The sequence below is a fragment of the Affinirhizobium capsici genome (assembly GCF_977018625.1).
On the sequence record NZ_CDRNXD010000004.1, the window covers coordinates 1,330,982 to 1,354,311 of the forward strand.

At 55.5% G+C, this 23,330-nt stretch carries 27 protein-coding genes; 11 read left to right on the plus strand and 16 right to left on the minus strand.

The window, feature by feature from the left end; all coding sequences use genetic code 11:
• Positions 1–109: 109 nt before the first annotated feature.
• Positions 110–268 (plus strand): hypothetical protein, encoded by a 159-nt coding sequence (locus tag AC0JZ1_RS09790; protein WP_471882192.1) that lies wholly within the window; start codon positions 110–112, stop codon positions 266–268.
• 370 nt (positions 269–638) lie between these two features.
• Here AC0JZ1_RS09790 and AC0JZ1_RS09795 read toward each other — a convergent pair whose 3' ends face one another.
• From AC0JZ1_RS09795 to AC0JZ1_RS09810, 4 genes are all read right to left on the minus strand, one after another.
• Complete coding sequence (locus AC0JZ1_RS09795) at positions 639–1,385, minus strand: DUF4435 domain-containing protein (RefSeq protein ID WP_471882193.1); 747 nt, start codon at positions 1,383–1,385, stop codon at positions 639–641.
• Positions 1,382–2,521, minus strand: coding sequence for an AAA family ATPase (locus AC0JZ1_RS09800; RefSeq protein ID WP_471882194.1), 1,140 nt, complete (start codon positions 2,519–2,521; stop codon positions 1,382–1,384). The genes AC0JZ1_RS09795 and AC0JZ1_RS09800 overlap by 4 nt, the downstream gene beginning before the upstream one ends.
• A 925-nt stretch (positions 2,522–3,446) precedes the next feature.
• On the minus strand, positions 3,447–3,761 hold the full coding sequence (locus AC0JZ1_RS09805) for a hypothetical protein (protein WP_471882195.1): 315 nt from the start codon (positions 3,759–3,761) through the stop codon (positions 3,447–3,449).
• Positions 3,758–3,979 (minus strand): hypothetical protein, encoded by a 222-nt coding sequence (locus AC0JZ1_RS09810; protein ID WP_471882196.1) that lies wholly within the window; start codon positions 3,977–3,979, stop codon positions 3,758–3,760. The genes AC0JZ1_RS09805 and AC0JZ1_RS09810 overlap by 4 nt, the downstream gene beginning before the upstream one ends.
• A gap of 317 nt (positions 3,980–4,296) precedes the next feature.
• Here AC0JZ1_RS09810 and AC0JZ1_RS09815 point away from each other — a divergent pair, with 317 nt between their 5' ends.
• Positions 4,297–4,836, plus strand: coding sequence for a nuclear transport factor 2 family protein (locus AC0JZ1_RS09815; RefSeq protein WP_471882197.1), 540 nt, complete (start codon positions 4,297–4,299; stop codon positions 4,834–4,836).
• A 43-nt stretch (positions 4,837–4,879) separates the two neighbouring features.
• On the opposite strand, the gene AC0JZ1_RS09820 is transcribed toward AC0JZ1_RS09815, so the two are convergent.
• Positions 4,880–5,251 (minus strand): DUF4260 domain-containing protein, encoded by a 372-nt coding sequence (locus AC0JZ1_RS09820; RefSeq protein ID WP_471882198.1) that lies wholly within the window; start codon positions 5,249–5,251, stop codon positions 4,880–4,882.
• Between the two features lie 97 nt (positions 5,252–5,348).
• Between AC0JZ1_RS09820 and AC0JZ1_RS09825 the strand changes: the two genes are divergently transcribed.
• Complete coding sequence (locus tag AC0JZ1_RS09825) at positions 5,349–5,552, plus strand: hypothetical protein (protein ID WP_471882199.1); 204 nt, start codon at positions 5,349–5,351, stop codon at positions 5,550–5,552.
• A 4-nt stretch (positions 5,553–5,556) separates the two neighbouring features.
• Here AC0JZ1_RS09825 and dusA read toward each other — a convergent pair whose 3' ends face one another.
• Entirely contained in the window at positions 5,557–6,579 is a 1,023-nt protein-coding gene (gene dusA / locus AC0JZ1_RS09830) for a tRNA dihydrouridine(20/20a) synthase DusA (protein ID WP_471882200.1), read from the minus strand.
• Positions 6,580–6,856: 277 nt separating this feature from the next.
• Here dusA and AC0JZ1_RS09835 point away from each other — a divergent pair, with 277 nt between their 5' ends.
• The 6 genes from AC0JZ1_RS09835 (at position 6,857) to AC0JZ1_RS09860 (ending at position 11,946) form a co-directional block, all read left to right on the plus strand.
• Complete coding sequence (locus AC0JZ1_RS09835; RefSeq protein ID WP_471882201.1) at positions 6,857–7,876, plus strand: ABC transporter substrate-binding protein; 1,020 nt, start codon at positions 6,857–6,859, stop codon at positions 7,874–7,876.
• A 35-nt stretch (positions 7,877–7,911) separates the two neighbouring features.
• On the plus strand, positions 7,912–8,931 hold the full coding sequence (locus AC0JZ1_RS09840; RefSeq protein ID WP_471883409.1) for a FecCD family ABC transporter permease: 1,020 nt from the start codon (positions 7,912–7,914) through the stop codon (positions 8,929–8,931).
• Positions 8,928–9,689 (plus strand): ABC transporter ATP-binding protein, encoded by a 762-nt coding sequence (locus tag AC0JZ1_RS09845; protein ID WP_471882202.1) that lies wholly within the window; start codon positions 8,928–8,930, stop codon positions 9,687–9,689. Before AC0JZ1_RS09840 ends, AC0JZ1_RS09845 begins: the two co-directional genes overlap by 4 nt.
• Before the next feature lie 51 nt (positions 9,690–9,740).
• On the plus strand, positions 9,741–10,634 hold the full coding sequence (locus AC0JZ1_RS09850) for a DMT family transporter (protein WP_471882203.1): 894 nt from the start codon (positions 9,741–9,743) through the stop codon (positions 10,632–10,634).
• A 74-nt stretch (positions 10,635–10,708) separates the two neighbouring features.
• A complete protein-coding gene (locus AC0JZ1_RS09855) occupies positions 10,709–11,395 on the plus strand; it encodes a fumarylacetoacetate hydrolase family protein (protein ID WP_471882204.1) in 687 nt (228 codons plus the stop codon).
• 23 nt (positions 11,396–11,418) lie between these two features.
• Positions 11,419–11,946 (plus strand): gamma carbonic anhydrase family protein, encoded by a 528-nt coding sequence (locus tag AC0JZ1_RS09860; protein ID WP_471882205.1) that lies wholly within the window; start codon positions 11,419–11,421, stop codon positions 11,944–11,946.
• Here the strand turns inward: AC0JZ1_RS09860 and AC0JZ1_RS09865 are convergent.
• The 3 genes from AC0JZ1_RS09865 to AC0JZ1_RS09875 are packed head-to-tail and all read right to left on the minus strand — an operon-like array spanning position 11,941 to position 14,028.
• Positions 11,941–12,342, minus strand: coding sequence for a Fur family transcriptional regulator (locus tag AC0JZ1_RS09865; protein WP_471882206.1), 402 nt, complete (start codon positions 12,340–12,342; stop codon positions 11,941–11,943). The two genes, AC0JZ1_RS09860 and AC0JZ1_RS09865, sit on opposite strands and share 6 nt — an antisense overlap.
• Positions 12,339–13,166: a metal ABC transporter permease gene (locus AC0JZ1_RS09870; RefSeq protein WP_471883410.1), complete on the minus strand. Its 828-nt coding sequence runs from the start codon at positions 13,164–13,166 to the stop codon at positions 12,339–12,341. The genes AC0JZ1_RS09865 and AC0JZ1_RS09870 overlap by 4 nt, the downstream gene beginning before the upstream one ends.
• Positions 13,156–14,028, minus strand: coding sequence for an ATP-binding cassette domain-containing protein (locus AC0JZ1_RS09875; protein WP_471882207.1), 873 nt, complete (start codon positions 14,026–14,028; stop codon positions 13,156–13,158). Before AC0JZ1_RS09875 ends, AC0JZ1_RS09870 begins: the two co-directional genes overlap by 11 nt.
• 97 nt (positions 14,029–14,125) lie before the next feature.
• On the opposite strand from AC0JZ1_RS09875, the gene znuA reads away from it, so the two are divergent.
• On the plus strand, positions 14,126–15,133 hold the full coding sequence (gene znuA / locus AC0JZ1_RS09880) for a zinc ABC transporter substrate-binding protein ZnuA (RefSeq protein WP_471882208.1): 1,008 nt from the start codon (positions 14,126–14,128) through the stop codon (positions 15,131–15,133).
• A gap of 42 nt (positions 15,134–15,175) precedes the next feature.
• On the opposite strand, the gene AC0JZ1_RS09885 is transcribed toward znuA, so the two are convergent.
• The 3 genes from AC0JZ1_RS09885 to gndA all read right to left on the minus strand — a co-directional run bounded on the left by AC0JZ1_RS09885 (position 15,176) and on the right by gndA (position 18,199).
• Positions 15,176–15,484 carry an RcnB family protein gene (locus AC0JZ1_RS09885; RefSeq protein ID WP_471882209.1) on the minus strand — a complete coding sequence of 103 codons (309 nt, stop codon included), beginning with the start codon at positions 15,482–15,484 and terminating at the stop codon, positions 15,176–15,178.
• 166 nt (positions 15,485–15,650) lie between these two features.
• Complete coding sequence (gene mgrA, locus AC0JZ1_RS09890) at positions 15,651–16,694, minus strand: L-glyceraldehyde 3-phosphate reductase (protein ID WP_471882210.1); 1,044 nt, start codon at positions 16,692–16,694, stop codon at positions 15,651–15,653.
• A gap of 74 nt (positions 16,695–16,768) precedes the next feature.
• The gene (gndA, locus tag AC0JZ1_RS09895; RefSeq protein ID WP_471882211.1) at positions 16,769–18,199 is read right to left on the minus strand and encodes an NADP-dependent phosphogluconate dehydrogenase; all 1,431 of its coding nucleotides are present in this window, start codon (positions 18,197–18,199) and stop codon (positions 16,769–16,771) included.
• A 184-nt stretch (positions 18,200–18,383) separates the two neighbouring features.
• Between gndA and AC0JZ1_RS09900 the strand changes: the two genes are divergently transcribed.
• A complete protein-coding gene (locus AC0JZ1_RS09900) occupies positions 18,384–18,797 on the plus strand; it encodes an SRPBCC family protein (protein ID WP_471882212.1) in 414 nt (137 codons plus the stop codon).
• Here the strand turns inward: AC0JZ1_RS09900 and AC0JZ1_RS09905 are convergent.
• The 4 genes from AC0JZ1_RS09905 to AC0JZ1_RS09920 form a co-directional block, all read right to left on the minus strand.
• On the minus strand, positions 18,787–19,722 hold the full coding sequence (locus AC0JZ1_RS09905; RefSeq protein WP_471882213.1) for a lipid A biosynthesis lauroyl acyltransferase: 936 nt from the start codon (positions 19,720–19,722) through the stop codon (positions 18,787–18,789). The genes AC0JZ1_RS09900 and AC0JZ1_RS09905 overlap by 11 nt on opposite strands.
• A 4-nt stretch (positions 19,723–19,726) precedes the next feature.
• Positions 19,727–20,755: a zinc-binding dehydrogenase gene (locus tag AC0JZ1_RS09910; protein ID WP_471882214.1), complete on the minus strand. Its 1,029-nt coding sequence runs from the start codon at positions 20,753–20,755 to the stop codon at positions 19,727–19,729.
• A 67-nt stretch (positions 20,756–20,822) separates the two neighbouring features.
• Positions 20,823–22,112: a beta-ketoacyl-ACP synthase gene (locus AC0JZ1_RS09915; RefSeq protein WP_471882215.1), complete on the minus strand. Its 1,290-nt coding sequence runs from the start codon at positions 22,110–22,112 to the stop codon at positions 20,823–20,825.
• 9 nt (positions 22,113–22,121) lie between these two features.
• Entirely contained in the window at positions 22,122–23,324 is a 1,203-nt protein-coding gene (locus tag AC0JZ1_RS09920; RefSeq protein ID WP_471882216.1) for a beta-ketoacyl-ACP synthase, read from the minus strand.
• Positions 23,325–23,330: the final 6 nt, after the last annotated feature.

A 23,330-nucleotide genomic window follows, 5' to 3' on the forward strand; every position in this document is an offset into this window, starting at 1 on the left:
ATAATCCGACCGGAGTGAAACGAGGATCGATAAGATTATGCTTCAAAAAATAAGAGCTTGGAGCGCCGATCTGATGTAATCAGGTGAGAAGGCGCTCTAAGTCCCCGTCATGACACTTCTGGATTCACTGCTGGAAATCCTGCACCACATCCACAACGGCAGCCCGTTCAAAAGCCGCCTCGCCCGCTGGCGGGCCCGGATCGCCTATTTCTTTGTGGGCTTATTGGCCGTGTACGTGTTCTACGTCACCTACCTTCGAGGCAGTTGACGGGATTCCTCAAGTGAAAACGGCCCGATCTCTCCCTTGAGGTGGGGGCCAAAGAACGGGCAGAGACACGCGGCTCCGCCCAACAATCCGGCAGGACAGAGGGGGGTGCCTTCGCCCGACACCAAACCGCCACCACAAAACCTTCAAAGCCCTCCACAACCGCCCTATATCCCGGCCATCATGATCTTCGAATTGATTTTTGAATTTTTCGCCTCAGTGCTTTTCGACAGCCGCCCCAAATCATGGTTCTGGTGGGCAGTCAGATGGCTGCTGATTGGTTTGTTTTTCGCGTTTGTCGCGTATGTGTTGTATCGAATACATCAAGTGTGATTCCTGTATTAGACACGGTGGCACTGCCCGACACTATTGTTCAAGAAATTTCGCCTCTTAAACGTAACCCAATTTCCTCAAATAATCTTTTCAGATTAACCCCCGGCCTTAAGGCGACCATCTCAATTAATGATCTGTGATGATGTTTTGCATAACGCCCGGGATAAGAAATATGCTCGACGATCAGCTTCAATACTGACTTACCTCGCACCAACTTGAAAGGATCTTCACTCAAAATCTGGAAAAGATCTTGAGGAAAATTCTCTCCATCCTTGATAGCAGTTAGCTCATCGTATTTTTTAAAAACTTCAGAATGATGCAATTCGATGGCAGTCTCTTGCTCAGCAAGAAATCTGCTAAATGCTAGGGCGTACCATTTCAAAAACTTTTCAAGATCCTGCTGAAAACGTTTTCGTTCTGAAGTATCCATCAGACCTAGGAACTCTCCGTCCCTAATTATATCATTTTCCAATGAGTATCCGTCGGTCAAAACAATATTGAAGTCCCGATATTCATTCGGTACTCCTTTTATGCACCAAGCATCTTTGTCAGCGACAAATATAATCTTCTTCTTCTCTTGATTGCTGAGGTTATTAAACAATTTAAGTATAGTCTCCCTCCCCCCCACAGGAAGAACTGATACTTCGTACAAATCCTCAAGTTTACGATAAACAATTACATCATCTTTTCCTTCGATAACTATTGTCGGAAGAGATGAATGCCTTATAGTTGCGATGATCTCATTAAAATCGAGCTCAGTCTTTCCTTGTCCAAGTGTCGCGCTCATTTTTCAGCGTCACCCCGATCGCGATCAATTAAAATCTCCTTATCGGGATATTTGCTGTATATAAATGGTGAGTGCGTTGCTATAATAAATTGATTAGAAGATTGCTGAGCCAACAACGTCGGGAACAATTGTCTTTGCCAATCAACATGAAGACTAAGTTCAGGCTCATCTATAAAGATAATACTATCTTTATAAAAGGCATTATAGCAAATGAAACTAAGCATTTGCTTTTCACCTGCAGAAAGCGAATCAGAACTAACTGCACCTGCCGCTTCTCCAAAGCTCAAGCGCGTCCCAATATTTATGCCTGTATGTTTAAATAGTTTTTCCACAATCAGACGAACTCCCTCAAGCGGAGTCATTATCTCTTTGCGCTGAACTTCAAGAACTTCAACTTTACTTCGAATTTCGTCGATTACGCTGTTGGCCGACTCTACGTTCTCTATTCCTCCTCCAACATCTGGCTGATCTGTCTTATAGTCTCTTATCCGCCTAATAATATCTTGGGAGGTATTCTGTTGCAGCCGATTATATGTTTCAGACAAATCCGCATACTGCCTGAGAAGAATGCTCACTATATCAACAGTCGATAACGAAGACACAAATGTATGAGGAGAACTTGATAAGCGGACAGAAAGCGCCTGCAGGGCTTGCTCTATATCTGACTTTGCTCTAGCGGCTCTATCTTCAAATAATGAAGGCCTTCTACTCTGTCCATTCAATGTGAACCCACCCTCAAGACGCCTAAACGTCGGAAAAAATACCGAACTTCCTGTAGTTTTTAGGAGAGGGATTACTTGGTCTTCAGCATTCACAAATGTATCATCATCACGATCAAAATGATCTTCAAATACTTCCCTCTTTCCATCTGATACCCACTCTATCCTACATGTGGATTCACTCAGTTTATGCACAGTGCACTGATATTTATCGGTAACGATGTGCACTTTTTGAAATGAAACTTCCGATAGAGCTTGAAGTATATTTCCACTTACTATATACCAAAGAAGTTTAAGCAAAGTTGTCTTACCAGCACCATTCCGACCAGTTAGAATACTTAAATCTTTTGTGAAATCGCCTTTAATGACGCCCCTGCGAGAGAAAAGGCCATACACTTCAAACGAGATAAGTTTCATTTGTATCTCCATAACCTCTGCGCGTTACAGCACATGCAAGAGTTGTTTTCAAGTACCCGCACTCAATGGAAAAGGGCGTTTTGCGTTCTTGTATTACGTCCGGGTATTCTCGAAATTGAGTGGTCGATCTTAGCCGTGGGGTGCCAACAAAACCCCACCCCACTGCAACCCAATCAACCACTTAGCGTTTTTCCATACACCACGCTCAAAACCTGTGTTTCAATTTGCTCGTTCCGCAACGGTTACACCAGCAGGCGTGCTGGCGATGCGGGGCCGGCGCGGGTGTGGGGGGCAAGACGCAAAACCTTCTCATCCGGGTACGCGGAAAATGGTCTCCCTCTGGCGACAACGGGGGAAGCGGTCAGGCGTCGGACGTCAGCCTGCCGTTTCATCTCCGAAGGAGCGCGCCGGGCGTGCCTGTGCGGCACACATGGGGAGTGGTGAGGGTCAGCTTCGCCGTCTGTGGTCCGACCGAGTTTCGGTCAGGCGGCGGTTAAAAGGCTTCCCCCATCACTCTAGGCAGAGAGACCGGAGTCGCGTGCAAAAACCGCTGAACGGGGCGCTGAGAGGTGTCACTTTACCCATACCATACGAGGCAGCTTTCAGCGCCCCGGCCTATCAGAGTTTCACAACACGGGCTGAACAGGCCGCGTGAACATCGGCGCATGGTTCGTTTCAATTGGAATCTTAACGCGGGGGCAAAATGGGCAAGTTTCGTGATGTGAATGAGATAGAGAACTATTTTCGCGCCCTGGCGGAAGGCGCGTATATGCCCGCCTTCTGGTGTAACGTGCGGGCCTGCCGCCGCGCTCAATGCTGCGTCGGTCCTCTTGCCCGTGGTTCCGTGCCCCTCTGCTTCGCCTCAGCGGGTGATTTGCCGCCACCACTCATGGATTTTTTGACCCTTGTTGTGAACCTGATCAATTCATTCACGGGGAGAAGGCAGGATTTGGCCTGGCTGCACAGCACTGATCCCGCCCAACTCCTCCTGGCCGAGCAGTTCCTGTCGTGCGCCCTGCCGCCGCAACAGGCGAAAGCTATCCGTCGGTGGCTGGCGAAGGTCTCTGCCCCGCCGAAGCCGCAGCTTCAGCCCGCGCCTGCCCTCGCGCCATCGCAGCAACAGCCTCAGCACACACACTATGAAGCCCGGCGGTATGATGAGCCAGAGCGCCTTGATGATATCTGGGGATGCGCGGAAGGTGGCCAGCAGATCGGCAGCGAAACTATAGTTATCCGTCATCCTGATGGCTCCCGCACGGCCTTTGCACCATCGGTAGAAAGCCATGCAGCCAGCAACAGCCGCCTGGCCGGATACCCATGCCACAGCACACGAAACACGAACGGAGAATTTGGCACGCCAAGGGCCAGGTTGCTTGGATAAGGCCCCTGGCGGCCGGGAAGTTGGAAAGCCGAGAACAATCGACCGCCCCGACCTTTAGGTGCAAGCACCTTGGACATGCGTCGGGGCCTCCCCAGCCATAGAAGGTGGAGAGCCTTATAGGGCAATCACAAGCACTCAGCCACTCAAGAATGGCTGAGGGGGCATCTCATGCGGTGGATGCCAGCCGATGTTCTTGGGGTTTCCACGCCCCAGGACAGACCCGTTCAAGCCGGTCCCACAACCACGTTATGTCACTGCGGTTGTGGCATCCACTGCAAGAAGTGAGGGATTTTTTCCATGGATGCGCATGTCATCACGCTCTTTGCCAGCGGGTGCTGCCGGAACATCCCTCTCCTTCGCCGGTTTTCATTGCTCCAACCAAGAGGAGAAACCCATGGCCGAACTGGCTCAAACCTTCATCGAGGCGCTGAAGCGTCTGGAATCCGAGCGGGATGTGGATGGCATTGCTTCGCTATTTTCGGCTGCGGCGGAAATTTCCAATCCGCTGATGCAGCATCGGCATGGCGAATCCAATAGCGCGAAACGCTTCTGGTCGCAGTATCGCGATAGCTTTGAAGCGATCAGTTCCGATTTCCGCGCCGTGAAGGATTCCGATGGCGCGTCCTTCCTCGAATGGACCAGCAAGGGCTCCATGAACGGGCAGGATTTTACCTATGGCGGCGTGAGCGTGCTGGAGCATGATGGCGAGAAAATCACCGCCTTCCGCACCTATTTCGATACGCGCAAGCTGCCAACCGCCCATGCTTCCGGCGGTGCGGGCACGGGCCGGGTGCAGATTTCCGGCCAGAGCAATGGCGGCACGTCTTCCGATACGCAGCAGCAATTGGCCGATACACCCGCCGATAGCAACAGCGATCTCGACCGCGCCCAGCGCGAGGCGGCAGAGCAGCGGGCGAGCGGAGGTTATAACTGACGCGGCATCACAGGCGCGGGTGGGGTCTTTGGCCCTGCCCGCGCTATTTGGCTTTGCCAATCATGCCCAGATGCGTGTGGGAAAAGCCATCCAGCAGTTTCAAACCATAGCCCAGCATTCGGTCGAAACCGCAATGGGCAAGCCACAAGGCACCAAGCGTGGAAAGAAGGGGAAGATAGAATGCAAAGCCCACGGCCAGCAGCACACCGCCAAGCGCATAGATGTGCGCGGCGTTGTAAATCGCGGCACCGGCTTTCGGCCCCAGCAGGTAACCGGCAAAGCTCAGGTCTGGCGCAAAAAACACCAGCAATGCCAACCACCACGACATGGCTTCGTTGACATGATCGAACAGCACAAGCCCCACGATGAAGAGAAGTGCACCTTCAACCCGCTGCCAAACAACTGCACTTGCCATTCTCGTGTGTCCCTAATGAAATGATTCCGCGTTAAAGGCTCATAAAGTAGGTTTTGCCATAAATGCCAGCCAACAAGCATTGACTAAAGGAAGAAGAATGATCGGCTTCGTCAACACTCACAACCAGCCCATATTCATCAATCCGGCGCAGGTTCTGTATGTCACAGTATATGAGGCCGATGTTTCCATTATCGCTCTTGCTTTGGCTGGTAACGGTGGCAAGCCGCTTTCCCTTTATGTGCGCGGCAATGTGGATTATGTACAGCGCCGGATTTCCGGCCATATGCAGGAAGATGTGTAACGATTTAGCCGGCTAATCTTTCCGCTTCACTGGAAAGATCGACAGCAGCGAAAGCGGTGGCGATCAGCTCCGGGCTGGCCCCCGGCTTGGTCGCTTCGGACGAGAGGATTTGCCGGAAGCGTCTTGCTCCGGCAAAGCCCTGGAACAGCCCCACCATATGCCGTGTGACATGGTGCAGGCGTCCGCCGGAGGCAATCACCTCGTCCGCATAGCTCATCATCGTGTCGCGCAGAGCCAGCCAGTCGAACGCCCGCTCCGGCTCGCCATAAATGGCTGCATCGACACCCGTCAGCAGCCCGGCATTCTGATAGGCAGCCCGCCCCAGCATCACGCCATCCACATGCTCCAGATGCGCCTTCGCCTGGGCCAGATCCTGAATACCGCCGTTGATGCCGATGAAAACATCGGGGTTCGCCCGCTTCATCTCATAGACGAGATCGTAATCCAGCGGCGGAACTTCGCGGTTCTCCTTCGGGCTCAAACCCTGCAGCCAGGCCTTTCGGGCATGAATCCAAACCGCATCACTACCCGCTGCAATCACCTTGCCGAGGAATTCCGGCAGCACCTCTTCCGGCTGCTGATCATCCACCCCGATACGGCACTTCACCGTCACCGGCAGGTCCGTCACCCGCTTCATGGCCGCCACGCAGTCCGCCACCAGATCCGGCGTCCGCATCAGGCACGCGCCAAACGTTCCGCTCTGCACACGGTCCGAAGGACAGCCGACATTCAGATTGATCTCATCATAGGCAAAGTCCGCAGCAATCTTCACCGCCTCCGTCAGCTTAGCCGGATCAGACCCGCCAAGCTGCAACGTGACCGGATGCTCTGCCGCGTGGTGCGAAAGCAACCGCTCCCGAGGCCCATGAATAATCGCGTCCGCCACTACCATTTCGGTGAACAGAACCGCATTGCGCGAAAGTTGCCGGTGCAGAAACCGACAATGACGATCAGTCCAGTCGATCATGGGCGCAACGGCGAAGACCGGAGCCTTGAAGTAAGCGCTGTTCTTGTCTGCGGCGGTCATTTGCAACTCGTTCTTCTTCGCTCTTCGCTTCAAACAGCGGAAATCCGTCAATTCAGGCGTCCTTTACCACGGCTGTCATGTCAGCGGTAGGCGCTTCCTTTTCAAGGATGCTCGCCTGAAAATAGAAAGTCCAAAGGAGCGCAATTTTCTATTGAGGAAAGAAAATATAGGTCGCCTAAAAGATGACAAATTAAATCTTGTTTATGCAGGAATTGCTGTTTATACGACCACTGTTTTTACATTGGCTGATGAGCCGTAGCAGGGGAATGAGTAACCGATGAAGCGTTTGTTGGGGCTAGCGGGATTGTGCACAGCAATGGGTTTGGCGGCGAGCCCGGCGTTTTCTGCATCCACTCAATATCCGCTCACGCTGGAAAACTGCGGCGTCAACATTACCGTCAACAAAGCTCCCGAGCGCGCTGTTACCCTTGGCCAGAACAGCTCTGAAATCATGCTGATGCTCGGCCTGCAGGACAAGATGGCGGGCACGGCCTTCTGGCCAAACAAGGTTATGCCGGAACTGGCGGAAGCCAATTCGAAGGTGAAAGTGCTGACGGTTGAATTCCCGACATTCGAATCCATCCTCGCCCAAAACCCGGATTTCGTGGCTGCTGCACTGCCAAGCCTCATCGGCCCTTCGAGCAAGGTCGCAAAGCGCGAAGATCTGGATAAGGTTGGTGTCACCAGCTATCTCTCGCCAAGCATGTGCGTAAAGCCTGGCGTGAAAACGGACAAATCCGGCTATGGTGACCGCTCCGCTCTTTGGAATATGGACGCGCAATATAAAGAGATTGAAGATGTGGCTCAAATCTTCGACGTTCAGGACAAAGGCGCGGCTGTCATTGCAGATTTCAAGAAGCGTGAAGAAGCGCTGAGAGCGCAAGCTCCGAAGGATGGCAAAAAGCTTTCCTATGTCTTCTGGTTCTCCAGCCCCTCGCCATCAGCCGATGCCTATCTGGGCGGCAAGAACAGCGCCTCCGGCTTCATTGCAGATGTGCTGGGCGGCACCAACGCCATCTCTTCCGAAGCAGAATCCCCAGCTCTCAACTGGGAAACCATCATCGCTGCCGATCCTGACGTCATTGTCGTGGCACAGGTCGATCGCAACCGCTGGGACCTCGACAAGGCCGAAGCCAAGATCAAGTTCCTGAAGTCCGATCCAGCCACGAGCCAAATGAAGGCTGTGAAGAACAACGCAATCGTTGTGATGAACGGGCAGGCCATGAACCCAAGTGTGCAAACGATTGGCGGCGCTGAAAAGATTGCCGAACAACTGAAGGCTCTGGGACTGCGGTGAGCATAGTCGTGGAACAGAGCCGGCCGGTCACATTCCTGCAGCAGCTTCCCGTTGCTGTGGGTCTGTTTGTTGCCTGCTCTGCTGCCATTCTTCTTGTTGTGGGTGTAAGCGTCGGCATAGGCGACATGCCCATTCCGCTATCAACCACCTATGCGGCGATCACCAACAAGCTTGGCTGGACATCGATCGAGCTGAACCGCATTCATGAAACCGTGATCTGGGATTACCGGCTGAGCCGGGCTCTGGTCGCGGTCTTCTGCGGCGCTGGCTTGGCGCTATCCGGGGCAATCATGCAGTCCCTGTTGCGTAACCCTCTTGCCGAACCTTACGTGCTTGGCATCTCAGCCGGTGCTTCAACAGGTGCGGTGGCTGTGGCCATCCTCGGGATCGGTGCCGGGGCAATCTCCATGTCGGCTGGCGCATTTGCCGGGGCATTCGCCGCATTCTTTCTGGTCGCCATCCTGTCGAATGGCGCACGCGGTGGAGCAGACCGAACGATCCTTGCCGGCGTTGCGGCCTCGCAGCTGTTCAATGCCGCGACATCCTATGTGGTCACGACATCCGGTAATGCGCAGCAGGCGCGTGACGTGATGTTCTGGCTGTTGGGGAGTTTCGGCGGCGTTCGCTGGCCCGAATTTGTTCTGGTTTCCATCGTTGTCGGCGGTGCGTTGATTGCCTGCATGCTCTATTCCCGCGTTCTGGATGCCTTTGCCTTCGGCGATGAATCGGCAGCAGCGCTCGGGGTCAATGTGGGCCGTGCCCGCGTAATCCTGTTTGCGCTGACGGCCATTATGACTGCAACGATTGTGAGCATGGTTGGCTCCATCGGTTTCGTTGGCCTTGTGGTGCCGCACGCTGCCCGCTTCGTGGTCGGGCCGCAGCATCACAGGCTATTACCGGCTTGCGCAATCACTGGTGCCATCTTCATGGTTCTGGCCGATATTGCCTCACGCACGCTGATACCGCAGCAGGTTCTGCCCATAGGCGTTGTAACCGCGCTGGTTGGCGTCCCATTCTTCGCGATCATTCTTTACAGGCTTCAGCGCGCATCATGACCATCAAGGCTGATAATCTGGTCTGGAAGATCGGCTCAAAAACCATTCTCGACGGCGTCTCCTTGACGGCAGAGCCGGGCAAGATGCTGGGTCTGCTGGGACCGAACGGCTCCGGCAAAACCTCTTTGCTAAGGTTGCTGGCAGGATTGAAGCGGCCGAATGCCGGACGCATAACGCTGGATCAAACCGATCTATCCACCATCGCCCGCCGCACGATTGCGCAGCGCGTCGCCTTTATTGAACAACACGCCACGACCAGTTCCAGCCTCCGCGTCGTCGATGTGGTGAAGCTCGGTCGCTTCCCCCATCGCTCCATGTTCTCCGGTTGGACTCGTGAGGACGACCGCGCCGTCAGTGAAGCGTTGGAGCGCACAGGCATGACGTCCAAACGCAACGATGCCTGGCAGAGCCTTTCCGGCGGGGAAAAGCAGCGCACTCATGTTGCCAGGGCATTAGCGCAATCTCCCAAGGAACTGATCCTCGACGAGCCAACCAACCATCTTGATGTTCAGCACCAGATTAGCCTGCTGCGGCTCGTCTGCGACCTGCCGGTAACCAGCATCATCGCACTGCACGATCTCAATCATGCGGCCATGTTCTGCGACAACCTGATTGTCATGCAGGCTGGCAGGATCGTTGCCGCCGGGTCTCCAGAAGAGGTTTTGACGCGTGAACTGCTGCGAAACGTGTTCAAGGTGGAGGCTTATGTGGAAACTTCCCCGCATCATGCCCGGCCCCATATTCATTTCACCCGATAAATGTGATCTGAGCAGCATGACCACCCGCGCTACTTCTTCCAAGGCCATGCTGTGACACAGGTTACTGAAAACCCGACAACCGGGATTCTGCTGCGCATCCTTTCCGGCTTTCTGTTCGCAGCCATGTCCATCTGTGTGAAGGAAGTGGCCCACATTGTTCCGGTCGGGCAGATCGTTTTCTTCCGCTCCGGCTTTGCGCTGATCCCGCTTGTCATCTTTCTCTGGCTTCGGTCAGAATTTCCGCGCGGTCTTTACACCAAACGCCCGCTTGGCCACTTGCTGCGCTCCAGCCTCGGCGCGGCTTCCATGTTTGCATCCTTCGCCTCCATTGCACGACTGCCCCTGGCGGAAGCGACCCTGTTGAGCTACCTGTCTCCCACCTTCACCAGCATTGCGGGCGTCCTGCTGCTTTCGGAACGGCTCACCGTATGGCGCATCGGCGGCGTTCTCTTTGGACTTGCTGGCGTACTGGCACTCGTTGGTCCTGAACTCACGCATATCGATATGAATGGCGAGCGCATGTGGGGCTACGTTTTCGGCCTGATGATGGGAATTCTGACCGCGTTTGCACTGATCATGGTTCGAAACCTCAGCCGCACGGAGAACCCCGGCGCTATAGCATTTTATTTCGTCATAGCCTCCATGGTGGGCGGACTTTTCACGCTTCCATTGGGCTGGGTCATGCCGGATGCGTTCGGGTTCTCCATCCTTATTCTGGCGGGTCTCTTTGGCGGCTTTGCTCACATTGCGATGACGCTGGCATTCCGCCATGCCGAGGCTTCTCTGCTGGCCCCCTTTGAATATCTGGCGATTGTCTGGCCTATCCTCGCAGATGTTATTCTGTTCGACGCCCCCCTTTCTTTTGCCTTCATTACTGCGCTACCACTCGTTCTAACCGGTGCGGGGCTGGCAGCCATGGAAGGGCGCAGACGCCAAAGAGCATAAGGCGAAACGAAGAGAGACAAACGGCTTAGCCTGAGCTAACTAAAGCGTTGCAGATGAACCGAAGGACGCTTGCCATGACTGAGACCGTGATCCCCTCACCCGTTCCAACGCTACTGCCTGTCAAAGGAACAGATGCGCTGTTTCCGGTTCGGCGCGTTTACTGCGTGGGCCGCAATTATGCCGATCATGCGATTGAAATGGGCCATGACCCTTCACGCGAGCCCCCTTTCTTCTTCCAGAAGAACCCGCAGAATCTGGTGACAGACGGTCGCTTCCCCTATCCGCCGATGTCTGAGGATGTGCATTTCGAGGTCGAGCTCGTGATGGCGCTGGGCAAAGGCGGCAGCGACATTCCACTGGAGCAGGCGCTGGATTGCGTTTGGGGATATGGCGTTGGCATTGATTTCACCCGCCGTGACCTTCAGGCGGCAATCAAGAAGGCAGGAAGACCATGGGAAGCCGCAAAGGCTTTTGAGGCATCTGCCCCGGTTTCTCACCTCATCCCCGTCAGCCAGACGGGTCATCCACAAACCGGCGCGATCTGGCTTGATGTAAACGGTGAGCGGAAGCAATCCGGCGATATGGCGCAGATGATCTGGAAGCTGCCGGAAATCATCGTTGAACTTTCCAAGCTCTTTACGCTGGCTGCGGGCGACATCATCATGACTGGAACGCCTGCCGGTGTCGGACCAGTCGTGCGCGGCGATAAAGTGACATGTGGCGCTGAGGGCGTGGCAGAGCTTTCCATCACTGTTGAATAAATGGCATCGGGAGGAGAAGACCAATGGCGCTTTATGGTTTGGGTGAATTTGAGCCGAAGCTCCCGGTTTCCGGAAATTTCTGGGTCGCGCCCTCGGCGCAGGTCATAGGCAAGGTGGAGCTTGGCGAAGGGGTTGGCATCTGGTTTGGTGCCGCTCTTCGGGGCGACAATGAGTGGATCACCATCGGCGCACGCACCAATATTCAGGAAAACACTGTTATCCATACGGATTGGGGCTTCCCCACCACGATTGGCGAGGGCTGCACGATTGGGCATAGCGCCATCATCCATGGCTGCACGATTGGTGATAACTCGCTGATTGGTATGGGTGCGACTGTTTTGAACGGCGCGAAAATTGGCAGAAATTGCCTCGTGGGCGCCAATGCGCTCGTCACCGAAGGCAAGGAATTTCCCGATAATTCGCTAATTGTTGGCTCGCCGGCCAAGGCCATCCGCACGCTGGATGAAAACGCTGTGATGAAGCTCAAGCTTTCCGCGGAAAATTATGTCCAGAACTGGAAGCGCTTCGCCAAGGAGTTACGCGCACTATAATGCTGAACAGGTGGCGCAGAGACCACGCACTTCAATTGTGGTCTTCTGCGGTTTGAAGCCGCTTTTCTTTGCCCAGCCATCCAGGCGATCATCAATGGTGTGATCGTGGAATTCGCTGACCTGGCCGCAATTTTCGCAAATCGCAAAGGCAACCGTTCCATGCTGGCAACAGGCATGTTCTCGGTGCGCACAGGCAACAAAGGAATTGATGCTTTCCAGGCGATGAACCAGGCCCATCTCAAGCAATTTTTCCAGCGCACGATAGACCTGAAGAGGGGCGCGGAACCCATGCTCCCGCAACTTATCCAGAATGGTATAGGCGCTCATCGGGGTCTCGGCATGCGACAGCACATCCATCACCAGAGACTGGTTCTTGGTCAGGTTTGCTGTTGTCATCGAGTTCCTCCAGATTCCGCTCTTACTCCGACCTCGCCGGAACGTGGCCAAGGGAGAAGGCTGACGATGAATAGAAGCAGTGCGGCCACCACGATGGATGGCCCTGAAGGCGTATCCTGATACAGCGAGCCGAACAACCCCAATACAACCGCAACGACACCGAAGATGGAGGCAAGAAGTGCCATTCGCTCGGGGCTTGGCGAAAAGCGGCGCGCGGTGGCAGCGGGTATGATGAGAAGCGCAGTGATCAGCAGAATGCCGACAATCTTCATGGCGATGGCAATCACGAGCGCCATGAGCAGCATGAAGAAGAACCGCGCACGCTCAGGCCGCAACCCCTCCGCTTCAGCCAATTCATGGCTCACTGTGGAGGCAATGAGAGGACGCCAAAGAAACGCAAGACCAGCCAGGACCATTGCTCCACCCGCCCAGATCATTGCAATATCCGCTTTGCTCACCGCCAGAATATCACCGAAGAGATAGCCGATCAGGTCTATACGCACCCAGGTCATGAAGGCGACGATGACGAGGCCGATGGCAAGGGTGGAATGCGAAAGAATGCCGAGTAGCGAATCTGCCGATAGGGCATTGAACCGTTGCAGCGACAGAAGCAGCAGTGAAACCAGAACACCGACCGCAAAGACGCTCACCAGCAGGTTGACCTCAAACAGCAGGGAAAGCGCCACGCCGAGCAGCGCGGAATGGGCCATGGTATCGCCAAAATAAGCCATGCGCCGCCACACAACGAGGCAACCAAATGGCCCGGCGGTAATGGCAAGCCCGATCCCCGCCAAAAGCGCCCGCACGAAGAAATCATCCAGCATGGTGCTTTTCCCCTGCATGGGCGTGATCGTGATGATGGTGATGGTGCGAATGGTTGTGATCGTGATGGCCATCCTCTGGATGGCAATGGTCCGTCACACTGCCATCGCTGTGACGAACGCGGCCATCCGGCAGATGGGTATGGTCGTGATTGTGATCGTAGAAAGCGATGCCGGGACGTGAGACCCCGAAGAGACGCCGGTAATCCTCACTTTGGCTGACAACTGCCGGTGTGCCACGGCAGCAAATGTGGCCGTTCAGGCAGATCACCGTGTCCGTTCCGGCCATGACCACATGCAGATCATGCGAGATCATTAATATGCCGCAGCCTGTGCGTTCTCGAATTTCACCAATCAACTGGTAGAGCGCTGTTTCGCCCGCAAAATCCACCCCCTGCACAGGCTCATCCAGCACCAGCAGGTCCGGATCTCGCGCAATGGCCCGCGCCAGCAAAGCCCGCTGGAATTCACCACCGGACAGGTTCTGCACCTCTGCTTTGCGCAGATGGGGAATGGAGACCGCATCGAGGGCCGCGCTGACCTTATCCTCACTCACTTTGCCGGTGAGATGCATCAGCCGCTCGACTGAAAGGGGCATTGTGCGATCCACAGAAAGTTTCTGCGGCACATAACCTATCGTCAGGCCATCAGCCCGCTCAACGTGCCCTTCATCCGGTTTCAGCACGCCGATGGCGAGCTTCGCAGTGGTGGATTTGCCAGCGCCATTGGGACCGATCAGCGTAACGATTTCGCCTTGGCGGATGGTCAGGTCTATTCCACGCACGAGCCAACGCCCCTGCCGCTGAAGGCCAGCGCTCGCCAGCGAAACCAGCAATCGATCCTTGAGCGGTGGATTATTCAGCATTCAATGTCCTGACTGAGATTGCACCATGCTATCGCACACGTTATAGGGCAACACAACTCATGTAATAGTGTAACAATCGCTTTAAAAGGACTGTCGCGTGAAGATTTTGCCTGCCGCCCTCCTTGCCTTCACCGTGCTCGGCACCGCGAATGCTGCCCTTGCAGCACCCGATGTTGTGGCTTCCATCAAGCCGATCCATTCGCTCGTGGCAGGTGTGATGCAGGGTGTTGGCGAGCCGAAACTGATCGTTGAGGGCGCGGCATCTCCCCACACTTACAGCATGAAGCCATCCAACGCGCAAACGCTGGAAAAGGCGGATATCGTGTTTTGGGTGGGGGTTAATCTGGAGACCTTCCTCGACAAGCCCTTGGATGCGTTAGGGCAAAAGGCGAAGGTTGTTTCGCTGGCAGACTCCCCCAACATCAAGCTTCTGCCCTTGCGTGAAGGCGGCAGCTTTGAGGCACATGACCATGGGGCGGAAGGCGAAGAAGCGCATGACCATGAGGGGCATGATCACGAAGCACACGATCATGGGCACGATCAAGCCGAACATGATCATGTGGACCATGAGCACCATGAGCACGGGCATTACGATATGCATCTTTGGCTCGATCCGCAGAATGCCAAAGCGATGGTGAAGGAAATCGAAGCCACGCTTTCCGCTTCCGATGCTGAAAATGCAGCGACCTACAGGAAAAATGCGGAGGCAATGATCGCCCGCATCGACCAGCTGGATCGGGATATCGCCAAGGATCTGGAGCCGGTGAAAGCCAAACCTTCCATCGTCTTTCATGATGCCTATCAGTATTTTGAGAAGCACTACGGCTTGAATATTGTTGGCTCGATAACCGTGAGCCCTGAAACCGCTCCGGGTGCGGCGCGCTTGAGCCAGATCCAGGCCAAGCTGAAAGATCTTGAAGCCGCTTGCGTGTTTGCCGAACCACAGTTTCAGCCAAAGCTGATGGATGTGGTGGTATCTGGAACGAATGCGAAAAGTGGAACCCTCGACCCGGAAGGCACAACACTGAAGGAAGGACCGAACCTCTATTTCGACCTGATGCAAGGTCTTTCGAAATCCCTCGTGGATTGCCTGGGCAGGGCTTGACGACCGTACGAGCGGCGGGATAGTCCCGCCGCTCCTCTGCCATTATCGGCCATTGATGATGCTGGAGATGACGCCGCTGGTGATGCCTATGAGCAGAAATTGGTTGTCAACCCGGACCCAATGATAACCACGCGGCGGTGCGGACAGGCGGTAACGGCGATAATCTCTGACTTCAGCCAGACGCGCACGTTCTGCGCGCGAAAGCTTCTGGCCACGATGCCAGCGCGCATTCTTAATTACAGTGCGCTTTTCAACCACACGATCGTGGCCATGACCGCGATGATCCTGGGCCTGAGCCATAGGTACTGCAAGAAACGTGGCAGCTGTCAGCAGGGTGATGAAGCGCTTCATATTTTTATCCTCGTATTGCATGAACTTACGAGGATAAAGTAGGGCGGATAGACTGAATGGAAAATGAACTAAGTATTACATTTTCTTAATGTGGACGTTAACTTATCCGGGTTTTCTAACCTAAATCGGAAAGAGCGCCGTGGTTCAACACGGCGCTCGTTTCGGTTTAACGGGATGGGCCGTCACGCTCAGCGGATGCAGCCCAGATATTGATATCCGCATCCTTGGCGAAGACTTCGATCTCTGACAATTCCGCTTCCGTAAACTCCGACTTTTCCAGCGCGGCGACGCAATCCACCACCTGCTCAGCGCGGCTTGCACCGATGAGAGCGGAGGTCACGCGACCGCCGCGCAGAACCCAGGCGATCGCCATCTGGGCCAAGGTCTGGCCGCGCTTTTCAGCGATGGCGTTCAGACCGCGCAGGTTTTCGATATTGCGATCGTTGAGGAAGGCTGGACGCAGCGACTTGCCCTGTGCGGCGCGGCTATCATCTGGAATACCGCCCAGATACTTGGAGGTGAGCATACCCTGTGCAAGTGGCGAGAAGACGATGGAACCGATACCAAGATCATCCAGCGTATCGAGAAGTCCATCATCTTCAACCCAACGGTTGATGATGGAATAGCTCGGCTGATGGATGAGGCATGGTGTACCAAGCTCCTTCAGGATAGCTGCCGCTTCCTGGGTGCGCTTGGAATTGTAGGACGAGATGCCGACATAAAGCGCACGTCCGGAACGCACGATGTGATCCAGCGCGCCGCATGTTTCTTCCAGCGGGGTATCCGGATCGAAACGGTGCGAATAGAAGATATCGACGTAATCCAGCCCCATACGCTTCAGGGACTGGTCGCAGGACGCGATGAGATATTTGCGGCTGCCCCACTCGCCATAGGGACCCGGCCACATGTTGTAGCCAGCCTTGGAGGAGATGATCATCTCATCACGGTAGCCCGCAAAATCCGTCTTCAGGATTTCCCCGAAGGCGAGTTCGGCACTGCCGGGAAGCGGACCGTAATTGTTGGCAAGGTCGAAATGGGTGATACCCAGATCGAATGCCGTGCGGCAGATATCGCGCTTGCGCTCATGCGGTGTATCATCGCCGAAATTGTGCCAGAAACCAAGCGAGATTGCTGGAAGCTTCAAGCCGGAGCGGCCACAGCGATTGTATTTCATGCGGGAATAGCGGTCTTCTGCCGGTTGCCAGGCCATGAGGTCTCCTCCGAAAGCGGAAATGCGATTGAGATGCCGCACCGATATTCGATGCGGCGAATTTCAAATGTGAATCAGGCGTTCAGGCCACTGCCCCATGGACCGTGATGCTTATCGACACCGTCCACGCGATCAAAGCCGTGCGCGCCAAAGAAATCACGCTGTGCCTGAATGAGGTTCGCGGTTCCGCGTCCACGACGATAGGTATCGAAGTAGGAAAGCGCCGAGGCAAGTGCTGGAACCGGAAGACCGGACATGACTGCCGTGGACACGACCCGCCGCAACGGAGCATCCGTTTCCTGCACCAGCTTGGCAAAAGCAGGCGTGACGATGAGGTTTGCCACATCCGGGTCCTTGGTAAAGGCCGATGTGATCTCATCCAGGAACTGCGAGCGGATGATGCAGCCAGCGCGCCAGATCTTGGCAATGGTGGGCATGGGCAGGTTCCAGCCATATTCCTTGGAGGCAGCAGCCATCACGGCAAAGCCTTGCGCATAGGCTGCGATTTTTGCGGCCAGCAGTGCGTTTTCGAGATCGTCGAGGAAGGAAAGACCATCCGTGCCAGGCATGGCGACCGTGTGCGGGAGACCGAAGATCTTCTCTGCGGCTACGCGCTCTTCCTTCTGGGAGGAGAGAACGCGGCCAGCAACGGCAGCCTCGATGCCGGTGGCAGCAACGCCAAGGTTCTGCGCTTCGATGACCGACCACTTGCCGGTGCCCTTCTGGCCAGCAGCGTCGAGAATGACATCAACCATCGGCTTGTCGCTGATCGGGTCTTTTGCGGCCAGAACTTTTTCGGTGATCTCGATGAGGTAGGAATTGAGGCGCCCCTGGTTCCAGCGGCCGAAGACCTGCGAGATCTCATCTGCCGAGAGCTTCAAGCCATCACGCAAGATGCCGTAAATTTCAGCGATCATCTGCATATCGGCATATTCGATGCCGTTATGGATGGTTTTGACGAAGTGGCCCGCGCCATCATTGCCGAGCCAGGCGACACAAGGTTCGTCATTAAATTTGGCGGAGATGGAGGTGAGAACCTTTTCGACACGCTTCCAGCTATCTTCCGTACCGCCGACCATGATGGATGGGCCGTGGCGCGCACCTTCTTCACCACCGGAAACGCCCATGCCGATGAAGGTGAGCGGGCTATCCTTCAGCGCATCGAATCGGCGAATCGTATCGCGGAAATTGGCATTGCCAGCATCGATCATAATGTCGCCCGACGACAAATACGGCTCCAGCAATTTCATCTGCTGATCGACCGGATCACCGGCCTTGATCATGATGATAATGGGACGCGGCGGGCGGATGGCTGCAACGAATTCTTCAAGCGTTTCGCAAGGAATGATCTGTCCTGCCAGTTCACCGGCCTCAGCGTAGAACTTGCGGGTTGCCTCCGGAGTGCGGTTGAAAACTGCGATCTTGTTGCCCTTTTCTGCGATGTTCAGCGCAAGATTAGAGCCCATGACGCCAAGACCGATAAGGCCGATTTCTGCCTGTTCCACGGAAGTGCCTCCATTGAGTTGGATGGGTGTTTTGGCACTCAACTAGGTAACGGGCAAGGCAAAAGCCATGACAAATCGTTTAAATTTTCAGATGCGGATGAACCTGTTCCTTGTTCCGACCAAGCCGAAGTTGAAGTGCTATCATGGAGACCATATCTGAAACTGGCGCCAAGGAGGAAAGGCAATGACGAGTTTCGACACAAAAGCCATCCACGTTTGCACCGACTGTGCCTGGACCGAAGTTTACGCCTTTGCATCTAATCCACACAACATGGCGCTATGGGCATCAGGGCTTGGAAGTGGGCTAAAGGATGCCGGTGACCATTGGCTGGCCGATGGTGGACCCATTGGCGAAGTGAAGGTGAAATTTGCAAGCAAAAACGAATTCGGCGTACTGGACCACTGGGTCGAGATGCCATCTGGCCTTATCGTCTATAATGCATTTCGCATTGTGCAGAATGGCGAGGGCGCGGAGGCGATCTTTCTTGTCACCCGCCTGCCCGGCATGTCAGCCGAGCAGTTTGAGCAGGATGCCCGCCACGTGGAGACGGATTTGCACCAGTTGAAGCACTTGATGGAAAACCAAATTAGCGCTTGAGACTGTGCTTGATGTTCCACCGGTCGTGATACCACAGCCACTGTTCCGGGTTCTCCCTCACCCAGCTTTCCACCTTATCGTTCAACATCTGCCCGGTTGCCTGAACATCGACTGCGCCGGTTGCAGTGCGGGGCACTTCAATCTTCGGTTCGATCTCCAAACGGTAGCGATTGCCTGGAAGCCGGATACAGCGCGCAGGATAGACTTCGCAATCAAACTGGCGAACCAGCTTGGCAAGCAGCGGATTGGTTTGCACCGGCAGGCCGAAAAAGGACGTTGTGAGCCCCTTCTGGAACTTCTGGTCGACCAGAACACCAATGCCCTTTCCCGCCTCCAGCTGACGCGCCAGGGCGAAGGATGAGCCTGCGTGGGACGGCACGAGTTTACCCATCCGGGCCGACCGGAACGAAAAGATTTTCTCTGCGACATATGGGTTATTTGGCGGGCGGAACATGACTGTGACGTTCAAGCCAAAGGCTGAACCTGCAACGGGTAGCAATTCAAAGCAGCCGCTATGCGCGGTGAAAACGATGAAAGGTTTAGGATGATCGCGTAGTTCGAGGAATAGCGGAATGCCGCTCACTTCAATCCGACCAGCCTTTTCCGCTTCAGGGTTGAAGTCGAAAAGCTGATCAAGAAAGACATATTCAGCAGCCATTCGGCCCATATTGCCCCAGCTGGCGAGCGCAATGCGCTCCCGCTCAGCTTCCGATTTTTCCGGAAAGGCGTTGGCAAGGTTGACCAGCATCAGCCTGTGACGGCTGGTCATGGGGCCGATTTTGCGCACCAGCCAGTCCGCAAAGTTCAAGGCTGGATCAGCGGGGAAAATCTTCAGGAAATTCAGAAAGCCGAAAGCGATCTGCGCCAGCAGCCATTGCCGAAAGTGGCGCGCTGCCAGCACAATTCTCGTAATCAGCATTTTCAATGGATCAATCCATCCGCAAAATGATTTTGCCGAAGATCTGGCGACCTTCCATGCGCTGCAAGGCCTTGTCGATATCATCGAACGTGACTTCCGTATCGATGACCGGATGCACGATGCCGCGGGCCATTTTCTGCATGGCATTGGCCATGTTTTCCATGCGACAACCAAAGGAGCCAAGCAGCTTCAACTGTTGCTGGAACAGCATCATCAGGTTCATATCGGTGGAAACGCCAGAGGTGGAGCCGCAAGTGACCAGACGGCCACCGCGCTTCATGCAAAGCATGGAACCGGCCCAGGTATCCTTGCCGACATGTTCGAAGACGACATCGACGCCCTTCTTCTTTGTCAGCTTGCGCACGACGCCTTCAAAACGGTCCGTGCGGTAGTTGATGACGTGATCGGCACCCAGCGCCTTCGCCTTCTCGATCTTGTCATCAGAGCCGACGGTGGTGATGACAGTGCAGCCGATTTTCTTGGCCAGCTGAATAGCCGCCGTGCCGATGCCGGAGCCGCCTGCATGGACGAGAATGGTCTCACCCGGCTCCAGCTTGGCATTATCGAACAGCATGTGTTCGACCGTGCCGAAGGTAACAGGCGCAAGAGCAGCACCGACAGCATCCACACCCGGAGGTGCAGGCACCAACTGGCGGGCCGGAATGTTGATCTTTTCCTGCGCGAAACCATCCAAATGGAAGCCATGAACGCCAGAAACGTGTTCGCAAAGGTTATCGCGACCTTCACGGCACGGCTTGCAGAGGCCACAGGTGCGCGCGCCATAGATGGACACGAGCTGGCCCGGCAGGACATTCGACACGCCGGGGCCGATGGCTTCGACAACACCGGAGGCTTCCGCGCCAATGGTGAGAGGCATCTTGCGCTTGGCAAATGCCATGCCGCGCCAACCCCAGACATCGATATGGTTGAGCGCCACTGCCTTCACACGCAGTGTCACCTCACCCGGCGCAGGCGCTTCCGGCTCCGGAATGTCCGTTGCTTCAAGGCGTCTATCATCGATCAGTTGCAAAGCGCGCATAGATTTTTCCTTCGCCCGAAGGCGTCAAAGACTGTGTGCTGAATAGCCAATGTGTTGGAGTTGGCTTTTAAGCTGGCTCTGCTGTCATGACAAGGCTTGCGTTCTGCCCGCCAAACCCGAAGGAATTGGAGAGGACCGCCGTTACCTGCTGGTCACGCTTCACATTCGGCACCACATCCAGAATGATCGATGGGTCCGGGTTGACGTGATTGATGGTGGGCGGCAGCGTGCCCGTCAACATGGTCTGGATCGAGAACACAGCCTCAACCGCACCTGCGGCGGTAAGAGTGTGACCAATCATTGACTTGTTGGACGAGCAGGGAATGGCATCCTTCAAGCGATCACCAAAGACCGCAAGCATGGCACCATATTCCATCTTGTCGTTTTCCGGTGTCGAGGTTCCATGGGCATTGATATAGCCGATAGCACCTTCTTCCAAACCAGCATCAGCAAGCGCTGCACGGATGGTGGCGATGGCAGGACCGCCATCCGGTGAAGAGCGTGTGCGGTGGAAATGATCTGCCTTTTCGCCGCAGCCTTTCAGGATGCCAAGCACCTTTGCGCCGCGAGCAACAGCCGATTCCAGGGATTCCAGCACGAGCGTGGCCGCACCTTCTGCAATCACAAAGCCATCGCGATCCTTGCTGAAGGGCTTGGATGCCTTTTCCGGCGGATCGTTTTGCGTGGAAAGCGCAGACAGAAGCGAGAAGCGGATGAGGGCTTCGGCACTGACAGAACCATCGGTCGCAACTGTCAAAGCGCGCTCCGTACGGCCCTGGCGAATGGCTTCGACACCGAGCTGGATGGCCGTGGCGCCAGAGGCACATGCCGTCGAGAGCGTAACCGGCAGGCCGCGTGTGCCGAAAGCATCGGAAAGACGCTCAGAGATAGAGCCAAATTGAGCGGCTTCCAGAAACACAGGGTCTGGACGCTGACGCATGGCGGCAAGAAAACGATCATAGGCATCGTCCTCACGCTCCGGCGGCGGTGCACGGTCTGCCAGCTCGAAGCGCGCGCTCCATTCCGGCTCAACCGGTGGCGCGGCGAGAAACAGCGGACCGTTGAAATCGCCAGACAGGCCTGCCTGCGCCAGCGCTTCCTGCGTTGTGGCGTGAGCAAAGGCATAGGAGCGCTCGACCGCGTTTTCGCGCGGAAGCTTGATGAAATCCACTGTGCCGCTGATGCGGGTGGAGAGCCCTTCCGTCGGGAAACGCTCGATCTTGTGAATGCCGGATGTGCCGGAGGTCAAGGCTGACCAGTTGTCAGCAAGCCCCTGCCCCAGCGAAGTCATGACACCCATGCCGGTGACCGCGACGATGGGGCGGCCCAGATGATCTTTGAATGCGTTCGTGCTCATCTTTGATCCTCAACCGTTCGCGGACAGAACTGCCAGACCTTCGCCGCGGATATAGCCGACGGAGGTGACAACGGCGCGGTGTGCCGGCTGCTGCATGGTGCCTTCATGATCCGGGTCGAAAGCTGGCACCACTGCCTTTCCATCGAGCGAAAGCGCGGCCAGCGCCAGACCAAGCGGAAACTGCGCTTCCATGCCGTGCCCGGTGACACCGCCAAAGCCGCGAATGGGCGCACCTGGGAACATGGTTTCCAGTACAGATTTTTCACGCGAAGCCAGCTCGCTCATGCCACTGCTGCCGGAGAAAACGACCGCGCCGCTTGCATCGCCTTCAGCCAATTGGCCGAGACGTTCCAGGCGCTGTTCGAACTTGCCGTTATCGCGGTTTCCGCGATCTGCCTCGATACCATCGATCACAGCGTAAATATGTGCGCCACGGGCTTCGGCATATTCACGCGCTTCCAGCACGAGAAACGCGCCGACCGACCCCATGATCATGCCGCCGCCTTCTGAGCCATCTCTGGTCCAGAGCGGTTTCCATTCTCCTGTCTGGTGAGCGCGAATACCTTCGACCAGCAAAATGATATCCGCACGTTCGGCAACAAAAGCGCCTCCGACGAGAGAATGAGTCGATTGGCCAGCCTTGATGCGGTGGTAAGCGGTTTCGACCGCAGAGATGCCAGCAGCTTCTTCGCCCATGAAGGTGCGAGAGGAACCGGTGACCTTGTGAACGATGGAAATATTGCCAGCCAAAAGGTTGGAAAGCTGCGCGAGGAACAGCGTTGGGCGCAATTCGGTGGTCAGCTTCTCATTGAGAAGCCGTTCGCGATCGTTGCGCTTCAAGGCCTCGTTGACGATGAGGCTGTCGACCTTGATGTCGCGTTCACCGCCGCCGGCAGCCACGATCATATCCATCGTGCCGCAGGCTTCCGCATTATCCTTCAGCCCGGAATCTTCCAAGGCCAGGCCTGCTGCGAACACGCCAAGACGCTGCCAGTTTTCCATCTGGCGCTGATCACCCCGCTTGGGGATCTGCTGCGACCAATCGATTTCCGGCATCGGGTGGATTGGATACGGCTTGAAACGCTCCACGTCCACGCGCGGGGGCAAAATTTCGGCGCCGCTTAGCAGGGCCAAATGCGGCTCCTTGCCAACGCCACGGCATGTAACAATGCCGACCCCAGTGATTACAACGTCATTGGCTGACTTGCTCATCTCGGC